The following is a 19,075-nucleotide window of genomic DNA, read 5'->3' on the forward strand; positions in this document are numbered from 1 at the left end:
TCGCCATGCCCGCAGCCATAACCACCCATAGTCTCACCAAACGTTACGGCGATCTGACCGCCCTGGAAAACTTTGACCTGGAGGTGGCCCAAGGCTCGATCTTTGGCCTGCTGGGGCCGAACGGCGCCGGCAAGACCACCCTGATCCGCGTTCTGACGACCTTGATGCGCCAGACCTCGGGCGAGGCCTTTATCGAGGGGCTGGATACCCGTAGCAACGGTCGCGAGATTCGCCGGTTGATCGGGGTGGTGTCCCAGGAAAACAGCCTGGACCGCTATCTGACGGCGCGGGAAAACCTGGAATTGCACGCCCGACTGCACGGGATGGAGAGCAGACACTACCGGAAACGGATCGACGAATTGCTGGAACTGATGGGACTGGCGGCCCGGCAGAATGATTTTCCCGACACCTATTCGGGCGGCATGCAGCGCCGGCTGGTGGTGACCCGGGCGCTGCTGCACGAGCCGCGGGTCTTGTTCCTGGACGAACCGACCACCGGGCTCGATCCCCAGTCGCGGCGGGCGGTGTGGGACTATATCAAGTCCATTGCCGGCAGCATGACGATCTTCCTGACCACACATTATCTGGAAGAGGCGGAGCAACTCTGCAACCGGATCGCCATTGCGGACCACGGCAGGCTGATCGCCCTGGGCAGCACCCAGGAGTTGAAGGACCGTCTGACCGGGGGAACGTTCTACCTGATAGAATTTGGGGAGGATGCCGAACGGTATGGGGCGATTCTCAGGGCAATGGCCTGTGTGCGGGAAATCGAGGTGGACGGACGGACGGTCTGCGTGGGGCTCAATAGTTGGGAATGCCTTTCGGAGGTGGTTACCGCCTTGAACGGCGCCCCGGTGCGGCGTATCGCCCTGCGGGAGCGGACCTTGGAAGATGTTTTTATCAGCCTGACCGGCGAGAAGGTGAGGGAGTAGTGTTCAAGGGGGCCTTTGCCATCTGGCGCCGAGACATGCTGGTCCTGCGCCGCAGCATATTATCCGAACTGGTGGCGGTGGTGGCCTATCCGCTGACCATCTACCTGGCGTTCGGCATCGGCATGAAGGGGTACATCGGCCTGGTGGACGGCGTGCCCTACAGCATGTTCATCGCGCCGGGACTGATCACCATGACTGCGGTCAACGCGGCCTACAGCGAGAGCACCTGGAGCCTCTGGTTCCACCGCAAGGTGCAGTTTACCATCGAATCCTACCGGGTCACCCCCATCTCGGTCTCGGAAATCGTGATCGCCAAGATCCTGTCCGGCTTCTCCCACGGTCTGGTCAAGGGGCTGGCCGTAGGTCTGGTGATCTTCGCCATCACCCCGTTCCGCTTTTCACCGACCCACCTCCTGGCGTATCTGGCCTTTCTGATCCCTGGTTCGGCCCTGTTCTCCTGCGCCGGTGTGATCTGCGGCACGGTCATGGACAAGCCCGAGACCATCGGCAAGGTCGAGGCGGTTTTCATTATGCCGCTGATCTTCATGTCCGGCCTTTTTTTCCCGCTCTCCTCCTATCCGGCCAACGTCATTTCCTGGATCAGGGTACTGCCCACCACGGCCCTGTTCGAGGGAGCACGCCAAACCTTGGTCAGCGGCGGTTTTCCCCTGGCCTCTGCGCTCCAGGTCGCGATCACTGCCTTGCTTGCCTTTGTGGCGGCTGTGTGGATATTCCGGCTGAAGATGTCGGAGTAAATCGGCCAGGCGGCCTCTGTTGAACCAAATAGTGGTTATCCGGTTTTCCCGCCGCACTCGTCCCTTAGTATTTCAACCCTTCTCTGCAGGATGAAATCGGGTCGTTTTCCCGGTGCCATTCCCTTCAAACGGGCGTCATCGATCCCCATAGCAACGGTGGTCATTGTCGCAATCCGGACAGCCCGTTCCCACTCCTGCCATGCAAACGGCCCACCTGGTTTATCCGCCGCAGACACCAGCGGCAGTATCTCGCCAATCCGGGCCTTCACGGCTTGCTGCGCCGTTTTCAGCGCGGTGGAGTCCCGCAGTTCACCCCACCGGTTGAGCAGGCCGTGCAGCCTGCTGGTCCAGGCCAGGGCCGTGCGGTAAGCCGAGGGTAGCCGCAAACGCTCGCACAGGCTGCGGGCCAGATCAAAACCAGTGTCCTCGTGGCCGTGGTGCCGGGGATAGTTCGCCGGGGCGGTGTCCAGTTTACCGATATCGTGAAAAAGGGCGCAGAATCGGGCCAGCGGGTCACAGGTCCGCTCGGCCACCCGTTGCAGCACCAGAATTGCATGGCTGAACAGGTCCCCTTCGGGATGATGCTGCAGCGGTCCGGCGGGGATTGCCGGCATGGCAAAGAGTTCCGGCAGGTAGCCCCGGCCGACATTGAATTGGAGCATGCGCGCAAAAAAGCGCTCCGGCTGCGTGGCCCCCAAGGCTTTCAACATCTCGCGGGAAAACCGTTCCACCGGCAACAGGCTCAACGGTTGCTGCCAGTCCCGTTCCCGAATCAAGGCCTCGCTTTCAGGGGGCAATAGCCAACCGTCGGCCTCGAACCGGAAGGCGCGGAATATGCGTAGCGGGTCATCGCTGAACGAGCGGGGGGAACAGACCGTCAGCCTGCGCTGCTCCAGGTCAAGCCTGCCGCCCAGCGGATCGATAAGCTCGCCGTCAAGGGTCATGGCCATGGCGTTGACGGTGAAATCGCGGCGGGCGAGGTCTTCGGCCAGGGCGGTACGCAGGTCGGGCAATTGTGTTGCCTCGATGGAGCCGAAGGTCTGGTCATGCCGGAACCAGATGGGTCCTATGCTCCTGGGTTCCAGTTTTCGGAAGCCGCAGGCTGTCAGTTCCGTCGCATCCAGGCTGACCGCCAGGTCGATATCCGAACTCGCCCGCCCCAGGAGGTGATCCCGCACGCTGCCGCCCACCAGAAGGATGCGCCCGTGGCTGGCTGCGGGAAAAAGCTCTTTGAGAATAGCGATGGTCGTGTTCATCGGGAGAATGGCCTCATCATCGGTTCGTTTTGGTATGGCTATTCTAGCCTCTTCCGATTGAAAATACTCGTACTCATGAATTACTCCCCACTATGCTCAGTCTGAACATAGTGTTATCCGAGCCGTATCAGAGCCGCACCGGCCAGGATGAGCAGGGCCGAAACCATCCGGATTCTGCCGAACGACTCGCCGAGGAAAAGGATGCCGATCAGCACCCCCACCAAAATACTGACTTGGCGGACCGGCACGGCATAGCTGACCGGCGACAGGTTGAGGCCGTAGCGGAAGGTGAGAAACGAGGCCATGATGATCGGGCCGCTCCAGAGCACCAGAGCCCAGTGCTCGCGCAATTCCTGCCCGATGTGTGATCGATACTTGGGGCGGGCCAGATTGATGGTCATCATGGCCAGCATGGAGAGAACCAGAAAATAGGTGAAATAGAGCGGCGAGTAGTTTTTGACGCCGGTCTTTTCAGCTATGGAACCGATGGAGTAGATGAATCCGGCGGTCAGTGCCGCCTGGACCGACTGGCTGCGCAGGTTGCGGAAGGGGCGCACCAGTTCGAACAGGGAAAAACGTTGCATCTGTACCGAGAAGGTCCCGAGGATCACCAGCAGGATTCCACAGACGCCCACAAAGGATAGGCGCTCGCGTAACAGGATCATGCCCCATATGGGCACATAGATCATGGAGGTCTGGGATAGGGGATACACCACCGACAGGTCGCCACCCCGGTAGGCGCGGCCGTTAAAGAGGTGGTAGAGGACGTAGCAGACCGCGCCGATGGCGATCATGAACACGGTTTTGGAGCCGGGCCAACGGAACGGCTCGGCGACCAGCGGCAGGCAAAGGCTGAAGAGCAGGCTGGAGGCGATGAACATCCACCAGATGAAGACGGTCTTGTGGGTGCTGCGCTTCACCAACAGGTTCCAAAGGGCGTGCATGACTGCCGAAATGACGATCAGGGTAAAGGCGGGTGTGCTCATGGGGGCATTATAGTCGAGGTTGACGTCAAGGGGAAATAATCTAATTATGGCTGCTGTCTTTCCATCTCCTGCTTGCCGACCCCGAAAAGTCCGGTCAACAGGTTCTCTCCCGGCGAAGCGCCGAGGGCTCCCTTCAGGCCACCCTCAGCCTCAATCCGCTCGAACAGGGCCACGGTGCGTCGTACAACCTCCTGTGCCAGATCGTCGGGCGTTTCGATCCTCTCTTCACCTGTCACCGGGTGACGCCAGTTGCCACACGATTGGGCAGGATCGTTCCCGGACCGGATCAGGGGATAGAACAGGTGCTGTGCATGCTTGAACAGGGGGAGCGGCAGGCAGGCCAGCAGGCGGGCGGCCAGTTTCCAAAAGGTGCTGTCGTACATGGCCTGGATGCGGCAGTGGAGCGTTAGAGCCCGTTCCAGTGCCCGGCGCGGCAGTTGCCCCTCGGGATCGAACAACAGGGCGCTTGCCGTGACCAGTTCGGCCCGGATGGCGGGGGTCATGAGGGCATTCAGCCGTTGTGCCGGGAGATGATCGCCTTGGCGGGAGAAATGGCAATCGAGGGCGGTCTCCACCCGGTAGTGGCGGCCGATATCCCGCGTGCCGCTTTGGGCATAAACGAAGGGGTGAAAGGCGATGTCGGCCTGCATGTGGGAGAGCACCCCCAGCAGACAGGCGAACAGCCCGGCCGGAAGACCTATCGCCCCATAGCTCTCCTCGGCCCGAATAAGCGGGGCATAGCTGTTGCCCTCGGTATCGTGAAACCGATGTGCCAGCTCCAGGGCCGTCGGGCCATGGGGGCCACCTATGAGGTGCAACGGGGTGTCGGGCAGAACCGCGCCGGCCAGATAGAGCGCGCGGTTTTCGTGGATGAGGGCAGAGAGGCGGCTCGTGTCTTCCAGTCCGGCCAGCGATCGTTCGGCCAGTATCCAGTGGGTCAGTTCCTTGGGCATGGTTCAGTTTTCTCCAGGATGGCATGGGGAGGTGGGTCGGTGGTCCGCCTCAATCCGAACCGGTTAGGGCGCAAGAGTGCTCATGATCCGGCTCTGCACCGCAGGCATGATATCCGCCATATAAGCCCCGAATTTCTTCATGATCGAGGACCCCTCGGCGCTGGTGTAGAATTTGGTCAGCGCCTTGATTTCATCTGTCGTGAAATGTTTGGGCATGGCCGTAAGGGTGACCGATTCCAGGAACTTGGGATCGAGCGCCTTTTTGAGGGTTTCTGCGGCCATTGCCTGCTGTTCCGGTGGGACGGTCTTCAGTATCTCGGTTGTCAGGTCTTTGGCCATGTTTTCGGGCGGCACGGCCTTCAGATATGCCCTGGTGGCCGCAATCCGGTCATTTTTGGTGTCGTCGGCATGGCTAGGCACGGCGGACGCCAGGAGGGCTGCGGACAGCAGGAGCAGGGAAAGCAGGTTTTTCATGGGAGGTCCTTTCGGTAGGGTGTTAAGTCTTTGGATGGGGGGCTGGTTATTATCCCCCCTTTACAAAAGGGGGGCAGGGGGGATTTGCCTCAATCCGTTCCTGAACAGCCGAATATATATGCTCCATTACAGCATTCAGCTCCGTCAATACCTGCAAATTATCAAAACGCAGCACGGTCAGCCCCAGCGTTGCAAGCGCCGCATCACGTTCCTCATCTCGACGACGATGTTGCTTTTCATAATGTTGGCTGCCATCGACTTCAATCACCAATCCGGTTGCCGGCGCATAAAAATCAACTATAAACGGGCCGATTGGCTTTTGACGATAAAACTGAATCCCGAGTATTTGCTTCCGTCGTACGTGCGACCAAAGCAGTTGTTCCGCATCTGTCATGTTGCTCCGCAGTGCACGGGCTGGTTTGTTCAGATTTTGACCGTATGGCAGCATCAATGAATCTCCACTTGGTAGGAGAGTATGACGAAAGCAAATCCCCCCTAACCCCCCTTTGTCAAAGGGGGGATTGTCCCCAACCTTCATGCAAAGAGCTGAGGGGGGCAGCCCCTGACATGAGACATTTTGGGGGTCAATTCAAGTTTATTGTCTCGTGTCAAGGGCTGCCCCTTTAAGGCTCTCCGCCAGTTATTTTGGGCGGGTCCATACTCTTTTCGCCGATGGTTGGAAGTAACATCAACAATCGGCACTCCCTCCATGTGGCAAAATAACTTCGCTTTGCTCAATGATATCTATAAGATTTTTTTCAAGCTCAGTCATAAGGTTAATACCCATATCTATTTCTCTACTGAGGCTCCCCATTACCTTCAATGCGCGCCGTTTTGCATGATTCATCAAAGTTGTCATTCGTGGTGTTGATTCTAACTGCTGGTAAAATGAATCATTTCCGGATTTGGCGCCAATTAAGGCATCACGAAAGCCTCTCATTCCCGCTAAAGTATTTTTTATCTCTGAAACATCACCAGTAATAAATTCTTTTACAATGTTTGTTGCCTTGGTCATTGTGTTTATGCCGTTCTTTAAAGCCTCAGCGAAAATGGGCGTTTCAGCCTCAAGAAGGGAAGCGAAGAAGTCGAGATCTTCTGCTATCGAATTGGTTAGCCTCTTGATGGCCTTTAAATCTCCTGCTTGATTTGCTGCTAGTAGATCAGTATTTTTCTCATCTACTTTTTCATTTAAATTCATTGCAGCTTCGGTCATTGAGGCCATTACAGATGTCATTGCCGCAAACTTTTCACAGCCGTCTTCAACAAGGTCTAGAAAACCCTCGTCTTCGGAAGTATTTGCTACTTCCTCAACCACAGCAACTACCACCGGCACCATAGGCTCAGACTGCTGCTCTCCCCATTTATTACCCCAATCTTGTATCTGACGGCTTAAGTGCATTCGTACTAACTGTGAAAATTCTTCTTCGTTATGGTATTCCCAATAGAGGGAACCTTTTTCCCCCAATTTGTTTTTAAACTGAATTACATGACGGAATTGATCTATGTCTACAGCAGACGGACTTACCGGAGCATTGTTGAAATAGAACATAACCCTCTTCAGCCTTGGGCTCTCTTTAAACAATCGTAGCCCGATTTCAAACTCCTCCTCTGTGCCTGATCCATAATTTTTTGTAGGAGTGCCAAACCTTGTCCACATTATGCCGATAAATATGTCCCAATCCTCGCCAATCTGTTCGTTAATGACTGCCTGAGGTTCAGTTCCGACTCCCGGATAGGCATGGGTTTCCCACTTTGTAAGCTCAAGATAAATGCCCAGTTGCCTGCTCCAGACAAGATTTAGTTCCCGTACGATTTCTTCTAATATTTCTCTCTCATGTGTTACATCACCTGGAGACCCGACAAAAAGTCTCAGAATTGTCATTGTAGTTGCCATATCATTTAATCCTCGCTGAGCGATTCACGCGCGCGCGTAAATTGCCGATCCCCCCAAATGGAACAATTCACCCATGAACATGCACAATGCTGACCTCAAAAACGCAAACCGGCGCCCGGAATAATTCCGTAGCGCCGGTTTAAAGTCAAGAGCAAATCCCCCTCAATCCCCCTTTGTCAAAGGGGGACGTATGAACGAAGGCGGTTACGCACACTCCGAGTATCCGCACACGCGGCAGACGCAGCAGCCCCCCTCGTGCTCGATGATGCCGCCGCAATCGGGGCAGGCGCCCCGTTCCTGGGTGGCGGTTTCGGCGTCGATGTCGTAGCCGTTGGCCACCATGTGGGCCTGGATGGCCTTGGCCACGGCGTCGGCGCAGGAAAGTATGCGGTTGTCGCCAAAGCCGGAGGGGCAGTGGCAGGAGATCCCCAGGAGTTGTTTGATGACCTGACGGGCCTGGACGCCGCTGCGCCATGCCAGGGAAACCATGCGGCCGATGGCCTCGCTTTGGGATGCGGCGCAACCGCCGGCCTTGCCCATGGTGGTGAAGAGTTCGAACAAACCGTTGTTGTCCTCGTTGACGGTTACGTAGAGTGGCCCGCAACCGGTCTGCATCTGATAGGTCCATCCTTTGAGCGCCTTGGGACGGTCGCGCTTGATGGCCTTCTTCTCGTCTTCCACCGGCGTGGCAGCCACGGCGGCCTGCTGTTCCTCTTTCTTGCCGGTGGAAAGCACCTGCTCGTCGCGGGAACCGTCACGATAGATGGTGACACCCTTGCAACCGGACTCGTAGGCCAGCATGTAGGCCTTTTCCACATCGTCCATGGTGGCCGAATTGGGGAAGTTAACCGTCTTGGAGACCGCGTTGTCGGTGTAGAGTTGGAAGGCGGCCTGCATCTGGATATGGTCTTCGGGGGTGATGTCGTGGGCGGTGACGAAGACCCTGCGCACGTCTTCCGGCACCTCGGGGATGTCGTGGACGGTGCCGTGTTCGGCGATCTTCTTCATCAGCGCTTCGGAATAGAACCCACGCTCCTTGGCGATCTGTTCGAAGATCGGATTAACCTCCACCAGCACGTTCTTGTCCATGACGGTACGGATGTAGGAAACGGCAAAGAGAGGCTCCACACCGGAGGAGGCATTGGAGATGATCGAGATGGTGCCGGTGGGCGCAATGGTGGTAACCGTTGCGTTGCGCATGGGCGTTGCGCCCTTCGTGTCGAAGATCGAACCCTGAAAATTGGGGAAGGAGCCGCGTTGCTTGCCCAATTCCTGGGATGCCAGATGCCCCTCGTCGTTGATGAACTTCATTACCTTTTTGCCCAGTTTGACCGCCTCTTCGGAGTTGTAGGGCACTCCCAGCAGGATCAGCATGTCGGCCCATCCCATGACCCCCAGGCCGATCTTGCGGTTAGCGTGGGTCATGTCGTGAATCTGTTGCAGGGGATAGTTGTTGGCCTCGATGACGTTATCCAAAAAGTTTACCGAGTCATGCACGACGGTTTTCAGTTTCTTCCAGTCAACGGTGCCGTCCTTGACAAATTTTCCCAGGTTGATGGAGCCCAGGTTACAGGATTCGTAGGGGAGCAAAGGCTGTTCGCCGCAGGGATTGGTGGATTCGATCTCACCGATATGGGGGGTCGGGTTGTCACGGTTGAGCCGGTCCAGGAAGATGATGCCCGGTTCGCCGTTTTCCCAGGCCTGCACCACGATACGGTGAAAGACCTTGCGGGCGTTTTGACGGCCAAAGACCTTCTTGTCGCGGGGGTTGATCAGGTCGTACTCTTCGTCCCGCTCCACGGCCTGCATGAATTTCTCGGTCAACCCGACGGAGATATTGAAGTTGTTGAGTTGCTTCTGGTCGGCCTTGCACATGATGAAATCCATGATGTTGGGGTGGTCGACCCGCAGGATGCCCATATTGGCGCCGCGCCGGGTGCCACCCTGCTTGATGGTTTCGGTGGCGATATCGAACACCCGCATGAAGGAGAGCGGGCCGCTGGAGATGCCGGTGGTCGAACTGACCACGTCATTGGCCGGACGCAGGCGCGAGAAGGAAAAACCGGTGCCGCCGCCGGATTTATGGATCAGGGCGGTGAATTTGACGGCGTCGAAGATCTCTTCCATGGAATCGCCCACCGGCAGGACGAAGCAGGCCGAGAGTTGTCCCAGTTGGCGGCCGGCATTCATCAGGGTCGGGGAGTTGGGAAGAAATTCGAAGTTGGTCATCATGCGGTAAAACGTGTCGGCCAAGCCTTTGAGGTCGGTCTTTTTGTCGAATTTTTTATTGGGAGCCGCAATGGTTTCGGCGACGCGGCGGAACATGTGCGCCGGCGTCTCCAACACCTTGCCCTCGGCATCGCGCCTCAAATAGCGCTTTTCAAGGACGGTTGCGGCATTTTTCGAAAGGTCGGGGATTGTGTCGTGTGAGGATTCCTTTTTCATGGATGGTTCTCCTTGTGGCGTGAAAAAATCGAGTTATTTTGAGGAATTGGGGGTAGAATATATTACTCGCACAAAACCACAATATTTGGTGGAGCGCGCAAAATAAAACCACAACATATATGACAAGTCAATATAATATTTACGGCAAATCTAACGTACTGAAAAGAACAAAAAATTTACAGCTACCCCGCAACTATGGTAGAAGCTAAGACATTACCGAATGGAGCACCGTGTGAAGAACCTTGTTTTCAGCTGCGTCGGCATCTGCCTCATAATCCTGCCACTGATCGTTTGCCGGAGCATCTGCGCCGCGAGTGAAGAAAACCCGCTCACCAGAAGCGCCATGGCGGCACGGCTCCAAGGTATTGTCCCCCTTGAATCGGCCCGTCCCCAGGTATCCCATGCCGTTGACGGCCCCTCCTCGTCCCCCCAAAAACGCCCTGATATCCGTTACGACCATGCGACCCTCACCGAAGACGTCACGTGGCGTGGGACCGTACTGATCAAGGGAGCTTTGGTGATTGCCCCCCAGGCCACGCTTCGCATCGAACCGGGAACGACGGTGCGCTTTGCCCGGGTCGATGGCGCTCTCCGCAAGGCCCGCCTGGTTGTCATGGGGCGTATTCAGAGTATCGGCACGGCCGAACGGCCGATCCTGTTTTCTTCGGATGCCCCCATGCCGGTCACGGGAGACTGGGGCGGTATCCTGCTGCTTGCAACCGAAAAACGCAACCAGTTCGAACATACCGCCATCGAAGGGGCGGAAACGGGGCTCGAAGCGCATTTTTCGGCCTTTACCGCCAAGTCGGCGCGCGTCGCCCTCTCAAAAATAGGTCTGTCGCTGCGTGACAGCAGCGCCACCCTTGCATCGTCGAGTTTTTCAGCCTGTGAAACGGGCATCGAGGTACATGATGCCGAATTCGAATTGCGCGACAGCAGTGTGAGCACGAACCGCCAGGGGATGTCCCTGTTCCGTTCGTCGGTCGTCCTGGCGTCCACCAGCGTGACGGACAACGGCCAGCGGGGGATTCGGGCCGAGGAATGCCGTCTCAGGATCAGTTCCTGCAACATCTCCTCGAACGGTGCCGGAGCGATGGTAACGGGAGGGGAGGGGCAGATCTTCATGACGCGCTTCATGCTCAATAAGGATACGGCCCTGCATCTCGGCTCCAGCCGTATGAAGATCAATCGGTCTCTTTTCGCCGACAACGACCACGATGCCCTGCGAACCGAGGACGGCCGGGTAACGGTCTGGGGATGCGCTTTCCGCGGCAACGGTGGCTTCAATCTCTATAATGCCGGACGTGAAGATGTGGTTGCCGTGCAAAACTGGTGGGGGGGCGACGATGAAAAGACCATTTCATCCAAGGTGTTCGACGGTTCACGGGAACCGCGTTCCGGCACGGTGCAGGTCTTTCCCTGGCTTTCCAGCCAACCAGCCATTCTGCCTTGAAGCATAGCCCTATGTCCATCTATCTCGATAACGCGGCGACATCCCACCCCAAACCGGAATCCGTTTACCAGGCGGTCATGCACGCCATGCGGGAGATCGGTTCGTCGCCGGGGCGGGGGGGGCATCGGCGTTCCCTGGAAGCCGGTCGTCTACTGCTCCAGGCACGCGAAGCCATCGCCACCCTGTTCGCCATTCCCGACTCTTCGCGGATCATCATGACCCATAGCACCACCGAGGCGCTCAACCTGGCGCTTCGGGGCGTTCTTGTCCCGGGTGACCATGTGGTTACCACCTCCATGGAACACAACTCCCTGATGCGTCCTCTGACCGCCTTGCGCGCATCGGGGGTGGAGGTGACCGTGGTCAGGGCCGACGGCACCGGCATGGTGGACCCGGACGATGTCAGACGCGCCCTGAGGCCCACTACCCGGATGGTCGCCATGGCCCATATCTCCAACGTGTGCGGCACAATTCAGCCCATTGACAGGATAGGGGCAATCGCCCGGGAGGCCGGCGCGCTGTTCCTGGTGGATGCGGCCCAATCGGCGGGCAGCGAACCGATCGATGTAATCAGGACCGGCATCGATCTTTTGGCCGCACCGGGGCACAAGGGGCTCTATGGCCCCCAGGGAACCGGTTTCCTCTACGCCTCCCCGGCTGTCCACCTGAAACCGCTTCTTCAGGGGGGGACCGGCACCAGTTCCACTGCCGAGGAACAGCCCCTGACCCTGCCGGACGGTTTCGAGGCGGGCACCCATAATATGCCCGGTATCGCCGGGCTCAAAGCCGGGGTCGAATTCGTCCTGGAACAGGGCGTATCAGCCATCGGGGACAAGGAACGCCACCTGGTCGGATCAGCCGCACGGCGTTTGGCCGAGTTGCCGCAGGTCACACTCTACGGCCCATCCGACCCGGCCCTGCGTGGCGGCGTACTCTCCTTTACCGTCGCGGGAACCGACCCCGCTGCCTTGGCATTCATGCTGGACCACAACCATGATATCGCCGTGCGGGCCGGGTTGCACTGCGCACCCCAGGCGCACCGCAGCCTGGGCAGCTTCCCCGGCGGCACCCTGCGCATGAGTCCGGGCTGGTTCTCCACGGGCGAAGAGATTGCTATTTTCTGCGATGCCGTTGTAGAATGCTGCCAGCTTTAGAGAGGCATATAAATCTGCCACAGAGACTCAGAGAACTATATAGAAACTTAATTCAAAACTTAAAATATAGCTACGTAACTGCTCTTATTTAATTGAATGTTTGTACGTATCCTCAGGGTTTTCTCCGTGTCTCCGTGCCCCTGCGGCAGATTTGAATGTGTTTGGTCTCTTGTTTGATTAATCCTCCCGACAGAAAGGCCTTCCGTGAAAAACTTCATCCTCGACACCAATGTGCTGCTGCATGATCCCCAGTCCCTGTTCAGATTTCAGGACAACAACATCATCATCCCCATAACCGTGATTGAAGAGGTTGACCGTTTCAAAAAGGACATGAACGAAACCGGCCGCAATGCCCGTCAGATCTCACGCATCCTCGACACCATGCGGGAAAAGGGCTCGCTGGCGTCCGGCGTTACGCTCCCCGGACAGGGTACCCTGCGGGTCGAACTGTTCAGCGAAAACTATCTCAAGCGTCTACCGGTGGACCTGCGGGTGGACAGCGGCGACAACCGCATCCTGGCGGTAGCCCTGGATATGCGCGACCGCTTTCCCGACACCGAGCTCATCTTCGTCACCAAGGACACCAACCTGCGCATCAAGGCCGATGCCATCGGTTTGGCCGCCGAGGATTACGAATCGGACAAGATTGATATCCAGGATCTCTATTCCGGGACCCGCAGCATCGAGATGACGCCCGAGGCCGTGGACCGGTTTTACGGGCAGAACTGGCTGGAGGCGCCGCAAGGGCTTGCCCCCAATGAGTTCATCACCATTACGGACAGTAGCAACGCCTCCCATACCGCCATCTGCCGCTACGACGCGGAGAGCGGGCACATCGTCCCGGTGCGCAAGGTCCCCAAGGAGGGGATCTGGAGCATCTTCGCCCGCAACCGCGAGCAATCCTTTGCCCTGGATGTGCTGATGGACGACTCCATCAAACTGGTGACCCTGGTGGGCAAGGCGGGCACCGGCAAGACGCTTTTGGCCATCGCCGCCGGCCTGCACAAGACCGCCGAGGAGAATATTTACAATCGCCTGCTCGTTTCCCGGCCGGTTTTCCCCATGGGCAAGGACCTGGGATTTCTGCCGGGCGATATCGAGGAAAAACTGACACCCTGGATGCAGCCGATCTTCGACAACGTGGAACTGCTCATCTCGGGACACGAATCGGAGAAGCGCCACAGCAAGGGGTACAAGGAGTTGATGGCCATGGGACTTCTGGATATCGAGCCCTTGACCTACATCCGCGGCCGCTCCATCCCCAACCAGTATCTGATCGTGGACGAGGCTCAGAACCTGACCCCCCATGAGATCAAAACCATCGTCACCCGGGTGGGAGAGGGGACCAAGATCATCCTGACCGGCGACCCCTACCAGATCGACAACCCCTACGTGGATTCGTCCAGCAACGGCCTGAGCTTCCTGGTTGAGCGGTTCAAGGGGGAGAAGATCGCCGCCCACGTGACCCTGACCAAGGGGGAACGTTCCGAGTTGGCGGAACTGGCGGCGAACCTGTTGTAGAACAAAATCTAAGTAACAAAATCAAATTTCGCCACAGAGACACGGAGAAGGAAAAGTAAGTTTGTAAACTGAGGATGGCTACCACCCCCGACCCCTCCTAAACTAGGAGGGGAGGAAAAACGCCCAGATGATCCCCCTCCTTGATAAGGAGGGGGGCAGGGGGTGGTCTCCCCTTCCTAACCTCTATGTCTCTGTGTCTCCGTGACAAATTAAGAAAGGTAGTTATGACGCCCGAACAAGCACGCGATAAAATCATCTTTGCCCTGGATGTGCACGGACTGGCCGACATCGACCGCTGGGCGGCGCAATTGGCCGGCCATGTGGGGATGTTCAAGGTCGGCAAGGAGTTGTTCACCTCCTGTGGCCCCGAGGCGGTCAAGACCGTGCAGCGTCACGGTGGCAAAGTTTTTCTCGATCTCAAGTATCACGACATCCCCAACACCGTGGCCAAGGCCATGGTCGAGGCGGCCCGGCTCGGGGTGCAACTGGCCAACCTGCACGCCCTGGGGGGGGAAGAGATGATGGCTACGGCCGCCGCCACGGTGCGCAAGGAGTTCGGCGACGAGCGCCCCCGGCTCCTGGCTGTGACCATTCTGACCTCGTCCACGGCCGAGACCCTGCGCCAGGTGGGGATCGAGAGGCCGGTGGAGGAGATGGTCGTCCGCCTGGCCCGTCTGGCCAAGGATTCCGGCATGGACGGCGTGGTCGCCTCGCCCCTGGAGATCGAATCGATCCGCGCGGCCTGCGGCCCGGATTTCCTGATCGTTACCCCCGGCGTTCGGCCCTCGTTCGCCTCCCTGGACGACCAGAAACGCGTCATGACACCGGCCGAGGCGGTTACCGCCGGAGCAGACTATCTGGTGATCGGCCGCCCCATCGCCAAGGCGGGCGATCCGGTGGCCGCCAGCCGGATGATCGTGGACGAAATCGCAGGAGGGTGCCCATGAAAGGCGAACTGGTCTTCGGCGTCAATCCGGTCAAGGAGGCGCTGCGCGGCGCGCGTGGAGCCTTTGAACTGTATGTACAGTCCTCGGCAACCGACCATCGTCTCGAGAAGATCCTCAAGCTGGCCGAGGAACGGGGCGTTCCGATCCACCGGCGCGAGCGCGACGATCTGACCAAGCTGTGCGCCTCCAGCCACCACCAGGGGGTTGCGCTCATGGTTGAGCCCTTCCGGTATGCCGACCTGGACGATCTCGTGGCCCGCATTGACGAGGCGGGACGCAGCGGTTTTCTGCTGGTGCTGGACGGCATCCAGGACCCCCACAATCTGGGGGCGCTGATCCGCACCGCAGCCTGTGCCGGTTGCGACGGCATCATCATCCCCAAAGACCGCGCCGTCGGCGTTACCCCGACCGTGGAAAAGGCTTCGGCCGGTGCGGTCGAGACCATCCCGGTCGCCCAGGTGACCAACGTGGCCCAGAGCCTCCAGGTGCTCAAGGATGGCGGTTACTGGGTCTACGGCCTGGCCGGCGAGGCCGGGCAGTCGCTCTACGATGTGGATTTTTCCGGCAAGGTCGTCCTGTTGGTGGGAAACGAAGGGGAGGGGATTCGTCCCCTGGTGCGCAAACAGTGCGACGTGGTCCTATCGATCCCGCTCTACGGCGGCGTATCTTCCCTGAACGCCTCGGTGGCCGGCGGCATCGCCCTGTTCGAGGCTGCGCGCCGGCGCGGCATTCCGGCGTAACCGGATTGCCGTGAGTGAGGACATCACTGAAAAACCTGCTCCCGAACAACGCCTGAACCTCCTCAAGAACCGTGTGAAACCGACCCTGCTGCTGGCCGTGGGGCTGGGTATCGCGAGCGGCTTCGTGCTGATCGCCCAGGCCCTGATCGTGGCCGGGCTGGTGCACCGGGTCATGATAGATGGTTCCGGTTACCGGGAGGTGCTGCCCCAACTGCTCTGGCTCCCCCCCCTGATGCTGGCGAGAGCCGGACTCTCCTGGGTCTCCGAGCGGGTCGCCTTCGCGGCCTCGGCCACCATCCGCCAGGAGGTGCGTAACGATCTCTTCCAACGCCTGCTGGATGCCGGTCCTTTGCAACTCAAGGGGGATCGGGCCGGCGAGGTGGCCACGGTGATCGTGGACGGCGTGGAGGCGCTGGAAGGTTACTACAGCCGCTACCTGCCCCACCTGGCCGTGATGGCCGTGGTACCGCTCTCCATTCTTGCTGCGGTTGTTCCGGCCGACTGGATCTCGGCCGGGATCATGCTGTTCACGGCCCCCTTCATCCCCTTTTTCACTATCCTGATCGGCCGGGGTGCCGAACGGCTCAACCAGCGCCAGTGGCAAACCCTGGCCCGCCTGGGGGGATACTTTCTCGACCGGGTCAACGGACTGGCCACCCTCCGCATGTTCAACGCCTCGCGGCGCGAAGCCGAGATGATCGCCCGCATCTCGGACGATTACCGCCGGGCCACCATGTCGGTTCTCTACATGGCCTTCCTCTCCGCCCTGGTCCTGGAGTTCTTTGCCACGGTCAGCGTGGCGTTGATGGCGGTGGTTATCGGCTTCCGGCTCTTGAAAGGGGGCATGGCCTTTCAGGACGGTTTCACCGTGCTGCTCCTGGCGCCGGAATTCTACCTGCCGCTACGCCTGATGGGGAACTACTACCATGCCCGCATGGAGGCCATCGGCGCGGCCGAACGTATCTTCAGCCTGCTGGACACCCCGCCTGCCCCCCGACCCGCTGCCCCCCGCCCGCTACCCCCCATCTCGCCGCTCCGGATCTGCCTCGAAGATGTCCGCTTCCGCTACGCCCCTGACTCTCCCCCCGTGATCGATGGCGTGACGCTCAACTTGGCGCCGGGAGAACGGGTCGCTCTGGTGGGGCCGAGCGGGGCCGGGAAAAGCACCCTGGCGGCGCTGCTCCTGGGTTTTGCCCTGCCGGAACATGGACGGGTGCTGGTCAACGGCGTGGACCTGGCACAATGTGATCCCGATCAATGGCGTTGTCATGTGGCCTGGGTTCCCCAGAGTCCCCACCTCTTTCACGGCACCATCGGCGATAATATCCGCCTGGGGCGCCGGGACGCCACGGACACAGATGTTCTCCAGGCTGCTTCACGGGCCCGTTGCGGGGAGTTTATCGCCCGCTTGCCCCATGGGCTGGATACGGTGATCGGCGAACAGGGGGCCGGACTGTCCGGCGGCCAGGCTCGGCGTATCGCGCTGGCACGGGTATTCCTCAAGGACAGCCCCCTGATCATCACCGATGAACCGACCGCCGGACTGGACGCCCATTCGGAGACGTTGGTCCGGGAGGCGCTCGGCGAACTTGCCCAAGGCCGGACCGTATTGTCCATCGCCCACCGCCTGGCCACCCTGGAGGATGCCGACCGGGTCGTTGTCATGAGTGGGGGGAGGATCATCGAGCAGGGACACTATGATGAACTGAAGGGTGCGGGTGGGCTGTTCGCTCGCATGGCTGCCGCCGGGGAGGGGGCATGAGGGATATCCTGCGCCTCCTGAAACTGGCGTGGCCCTATCGCGCCTGGCTCTTGGCCGCTCTCGGGCTCTCGCTGGTGACGCTTTTTGCCAATGTGGGGCTCTTGGCCCTCTCGGGGTGGTTCATCGCCGCCATGGCCCTGGCCGGGATCAACGGCACCCCCATCAACTATCACTACCCTGCGGCCGGTATCCGCACCCTGGCGATCGGGCGCACCCTTGGCCGCTACGCCGAGCGGGTGGTCAGCCACCAGGCCTCGTTGCGGCTCCTGGCGGGTCTGCGGGTCTGGATCTACCGCCGCATCGAACCGCTGGCCCCGGCGCGGTTGGAGAGCTACGCCAGCGGCGATCTTCTCAGCCGTATCCGGGCCGACATCGACAGCCTGGACAATTTTTACCTGCGTCTACTGGCGCCGGTACTGACCGCGCTCTGTTCCAGCCTGCTGTTCATTCTGTTCCTGTGGTATTTCAGTAGCGCCGTGGCGTTGGCGACCGGAGCGCTGCTCCTCGCGGCCGGCGGTTTCCTCCCCCTGGCGGTTCATCTGCTGGGGCGCAAGCCGGGGGCACGGGTAACCCAAACCTCTGCGGAACTGCGCACCGCTGTGGTGGACGGCCTGCGGGGGATGGAAGAACTCCTGGCCTACGGTGCGGCAGGGCGTCAGAAGGAGCGGGTAGTGGAGCTGAACCGGCGCCTGCTGGCCGATCAAGCCCGTCTGGCCGGACTGGCCGGTGTCTCCGCCGGTGGCGTGGGGCTCTGTTCCGGCCTTGCCCTCTGGCTGGCGCTGGTCATCTCGATCCCCCTGGTGCGCGCCGGTTCCCTGACCGGGCCCCAGATGGTCATGCTGGCGCTCTTCTGCCAGGCCGCTTTCGAGGCGGTCCTGCCGCTCCCGCCGGCCTTTCGCCTGCTGGGGCAGACCCTGGCGGCGGCCCGGCGCATCTTCTCCCTGGCGGATGAAACCCCGGCGGTCAACGAACCCCGTGAACCGGCTCAGTTGCCGGAGACACCTCTCCTCACCCTGCGGGGAGTGGGCTTTTCCTATGGGGATGGCGCAGCAACCCTGGAGGGGATCGACCTTGACCTTGCGCCCGGTCGCAAGGTGGCCGTGGTGGGAACCAGTGGCGCGGGCAAGAGCACCCTGCTGGCCTTGTTGCTCCGTTTCCGGGAGTACGATAGCGGCTCCATTACCCTAGCCGGGCGGGAGATCAGGGAGTATGACGGCGAAACAGTGCGACGGCTCATGGCGGTGGCCAGCCAGCAACCGTTTTTGTTCAACGCCACCCTGCGGGAGAACCTGCTGATAGCCCGGCCCGAGGCCAATGAGGAGGAAATAATAGCGGCAGCCGATATTGCGGGGGTTCACGACGAGATCGCCGCCTTTGCTCAGGGGTACGACACGTCGGCCGGTGAGGGGGGGGTGAAGCTCTCCGGCGGCCAGATCCGCCGTCTGGCCATTGCCCGGGCCATCCTCAAGGATAGCCCGGTCCTGCTGTTGGACGAACCGACGGAAGGGGTGGACGCCGCCGCCGCCCGTTCGCTGCTGGAACGGGTGTTCAGCTATGCCGAGGGCAGGGCGCTGTTGGTGATCACCCATAGCCGGATCGGGCTGGAGGCCATGGACGAGGTGCTGCTCATGGACGAGGGGCGCATCGTCGAGCGGGGCAACCACGCCGAACTGCTGGCACGCAGCCGGCGTTACCGGGACATGTGGGAGTTGGATGGTGGGATGTTGGAGAGTGGCGGGCGTGAGAGGGCGGATTGTGCTGAAAATGTGTTGAACGTGGACCTGCCTCTTTAGCAGGTCTCGT

Annotated in this window: 16 protein-coding genes; 9 read left to right on the forward strand and 7 right to left on the reverse strand. The window is 59.8% G+C overall.

Annotated features, from left to right (window positions below):
- Positions 1–5: 5 nt before the first annotated feature.
- Positions 6–932, forward strand: coding sequence for an ABC transporter ATP-binding protein (locus tag ET418_RS00860; protein ID WP_149305685.1), 927 nt, complete (start codon positions 6–8; stop codon positions 930–932).
- A complete protein-coding gene (locus ET418_RS00865; RefSeq protein WP_149305686.1) occupies positions 932–1,687 on the forward strand; it encodes an ABC transporter permease in 756 nt (251 codons plus the stop codon). The genes ET418_RS00860 and ET418_RS00865 overlap by 1 nt, the downstream gene beginning before the upstream one ends.
- Positions 1,688–1,722: 35 nt before the next feature.
- Here ET418_RS00865 and ET418_RS00870 read toward each other — a convergent pair whose 3' ends face one another.
- The 7 genes from ET418_RS00870 to ET418_RS00900 form a co-directional block, all read right to left on the reverse strand.
- On the reverse strand, positions 1,723–2,943 hold the full coding sequence (locus ET418_RS00870; protein WP_149305687.1) for an HD domain-containing protein: 1,221 nt from the start codon (positions 2,941–2,943) through the stop codon (positions 1,723–1,725).
- Positions 2,944–3,056: 113 nt separating this feature from the next.
- On the reverse strand, positions 3,057–3,929 hold the full coding sequence (locus tag ET418_RS00875) for an EamA family transporter (protein ID WP_149305688.1): 873 nt from the start codon (positions 3,927–3,929) through the stop codon (positions 3,057–3,059).
- Positions 3,930–3,973: 44 nt separating this feature from the next.
- Positions 3,974–4,882 carry a zinc dependent phospholipase C family protein gene (locus ET418_RS00880; RefSeq protein ID WP_149305689.1) on the reverse strand — a complete coding sequence of 303 codons (909 nt, stop codon included), beginning with the start codon at positions 4,880–4,882 and terminating at the stop codon, positions 3,974–3,976.
- A gap of 63 nt (positions 4,883–4,945) precedes the next feature.
- Positions 4,946–5,356: a DUF2059 domain-containing protein gene (locus tag ET418_RS00885; protein WP_149305690.1), complete on the reverse strand. Its 411-nt coding sequence runs from the start codon at positions 5,354–5,356 to the stop codon at positions 4,946–4,948.
- A gap of 49 nt (positions 5,357–5,405) precedes the next feature.
- Complete coding sequence (locus tag ET418_RS00890) at positions 5,406–5,804, reverse strand: endonuclease domain-containing protein (RefSeq protein ID WP_149306059.1); 399 nt, start codon at positions 5,802–5,804, stop codon at positions 5,406–5,408.
- 240 nt (positions 5,805–6,044) lie between these two features.
- Complete coding sequence (locus tag ET418_RS00895) at positions 6,045–7,250, reverse strand: DUF4062 domain-containing protein (RefSeq protein WP_149305691.1); 1,206 nt, start codon at positions 7,248–7,250, stop codon at positions 6,045–6,047.
- Positions 7,251–7,454: 204 nt separating this feature from the next.
- The gene (locus tag ET418_RS00900) at positions 7,455–9,695 is read right to left on the reverse strand and encodes a vitamin B12-dependent ribonucleotide reductase (RefSeq protein ID WP_149305692.1); all 2,241 of its coding nucleotides are present in this window, start codon (positions 9,693–9,695) and stop codon (positions 7,455–7,457) included.
- 232 nt (positions 9,696–9,927) lie between these two features.
- On the opposite strand from ET418_RS00900, the gene ET418_RS00905 reads away from it, so the two are divergent.
- The 7 genes from ET418_RS00905 (at position 9,928) to cydC (ending at position 19,065) form a co-directional block, all read left to right on the forward strand.
- A complete protein-coding gene (locus tag ET418_RS00905; protein ID WP_188055189.1) occupies positions 9,928–11,148 on the forward strand; it encodes a right-handed parallel beta-helix repeat-containing protein in 1,221 nt (406 codons plus the stop codon).
- Between the two features lie 11 nt (positions 11,149–11,159).
- A complete protein-coding gene (locus ET418_RS00910; RefSeq protein WP_149305694.1) occupies positions 11,160–12,302 on the forward strand; it encodes an aminotransferase class V-fold PLP-dependent enzyme in 1,143 nt (380 codons plus the stop codon).
- Positions 12,303–12,506: 204 nt separating this feature from the next.
- On the forward strand, positions 12,507–13,823 hold the full coding sequence (locus ET418_RS00915; protein ID WP_149305695.1) for a PhoH family protein: 1,317 nt from the start codon (positions 12,507–12,509) through the stop codon (positions 13,821–13,823).
- 224 nt (positions 13,824–14,047) lie between these two features.
- Complete coding sequence (gene pyrF / locus ET418_RS00920) at positions 14,048–14,770, forward strand: orotidine-5'-phosphate decarboxylase (protein WP_149305696.1); 723 nt, start codon at positions 14,048–14,050, stop codon at positions 14,768–14,770.
- A complete protein-coding gene (gene rlmB, locus ET418_RS00925) occupies positions 14,767–15,510 on the forward strand; it encodes a 23S rRNA (guanosine(2251)-2'-O)-methyltransferase RlmB (RefSeq protein ID WP_149305697.1) in 744 nt (247 codons plus the stop codon). The genes pyrF and rlmB overlap by 4 nt, the downstream gene beginning before the upstream one ends.
- 10 nt (positions 15,511–15,520) lie before the next feature.
- Positions 15,521–17,272: a thiol reductant ABC exporter subunit CydD gene (gene cydD, locus ET418_RS00930; RefSeq protein WP_218043350.1), complete on the forward strand. Its 1,752-nt coding sequence runs from the start codon at positions 15,521–15,523 to the stop codon at positions 17,270–17,272.
- The gene (cydC, locus tag ET418_RS00935) at positions 17,269–19,065 is read left to right on the forward strand and encodes a thiol reductant ABC exporter subunit CydC (protein ID WP_149305698.1); all 1,797 of its coding nucleotides are present in this window, start codon (positions 17,269–17,271) and stop codon (positions 19,063–19,065) included. The genes cydD and cydC overlap by 4 nt, the downstream gene beginning before the upstream one ends.
- The last annotated feature ends 10 nt before the right edge of the window (positions 19,066–19,075 follow it).

Source organism: Oryzomonas rubra (assembly GCF_008369015.1).
GTDB classification, from domain to species: domain Bacteria; phylum Desulfobacterota; class Desulfuromonadia; order Geobacterales; family Pseudopelobacteraceae; genus Oryzomonas; species Oryzomonas japonica.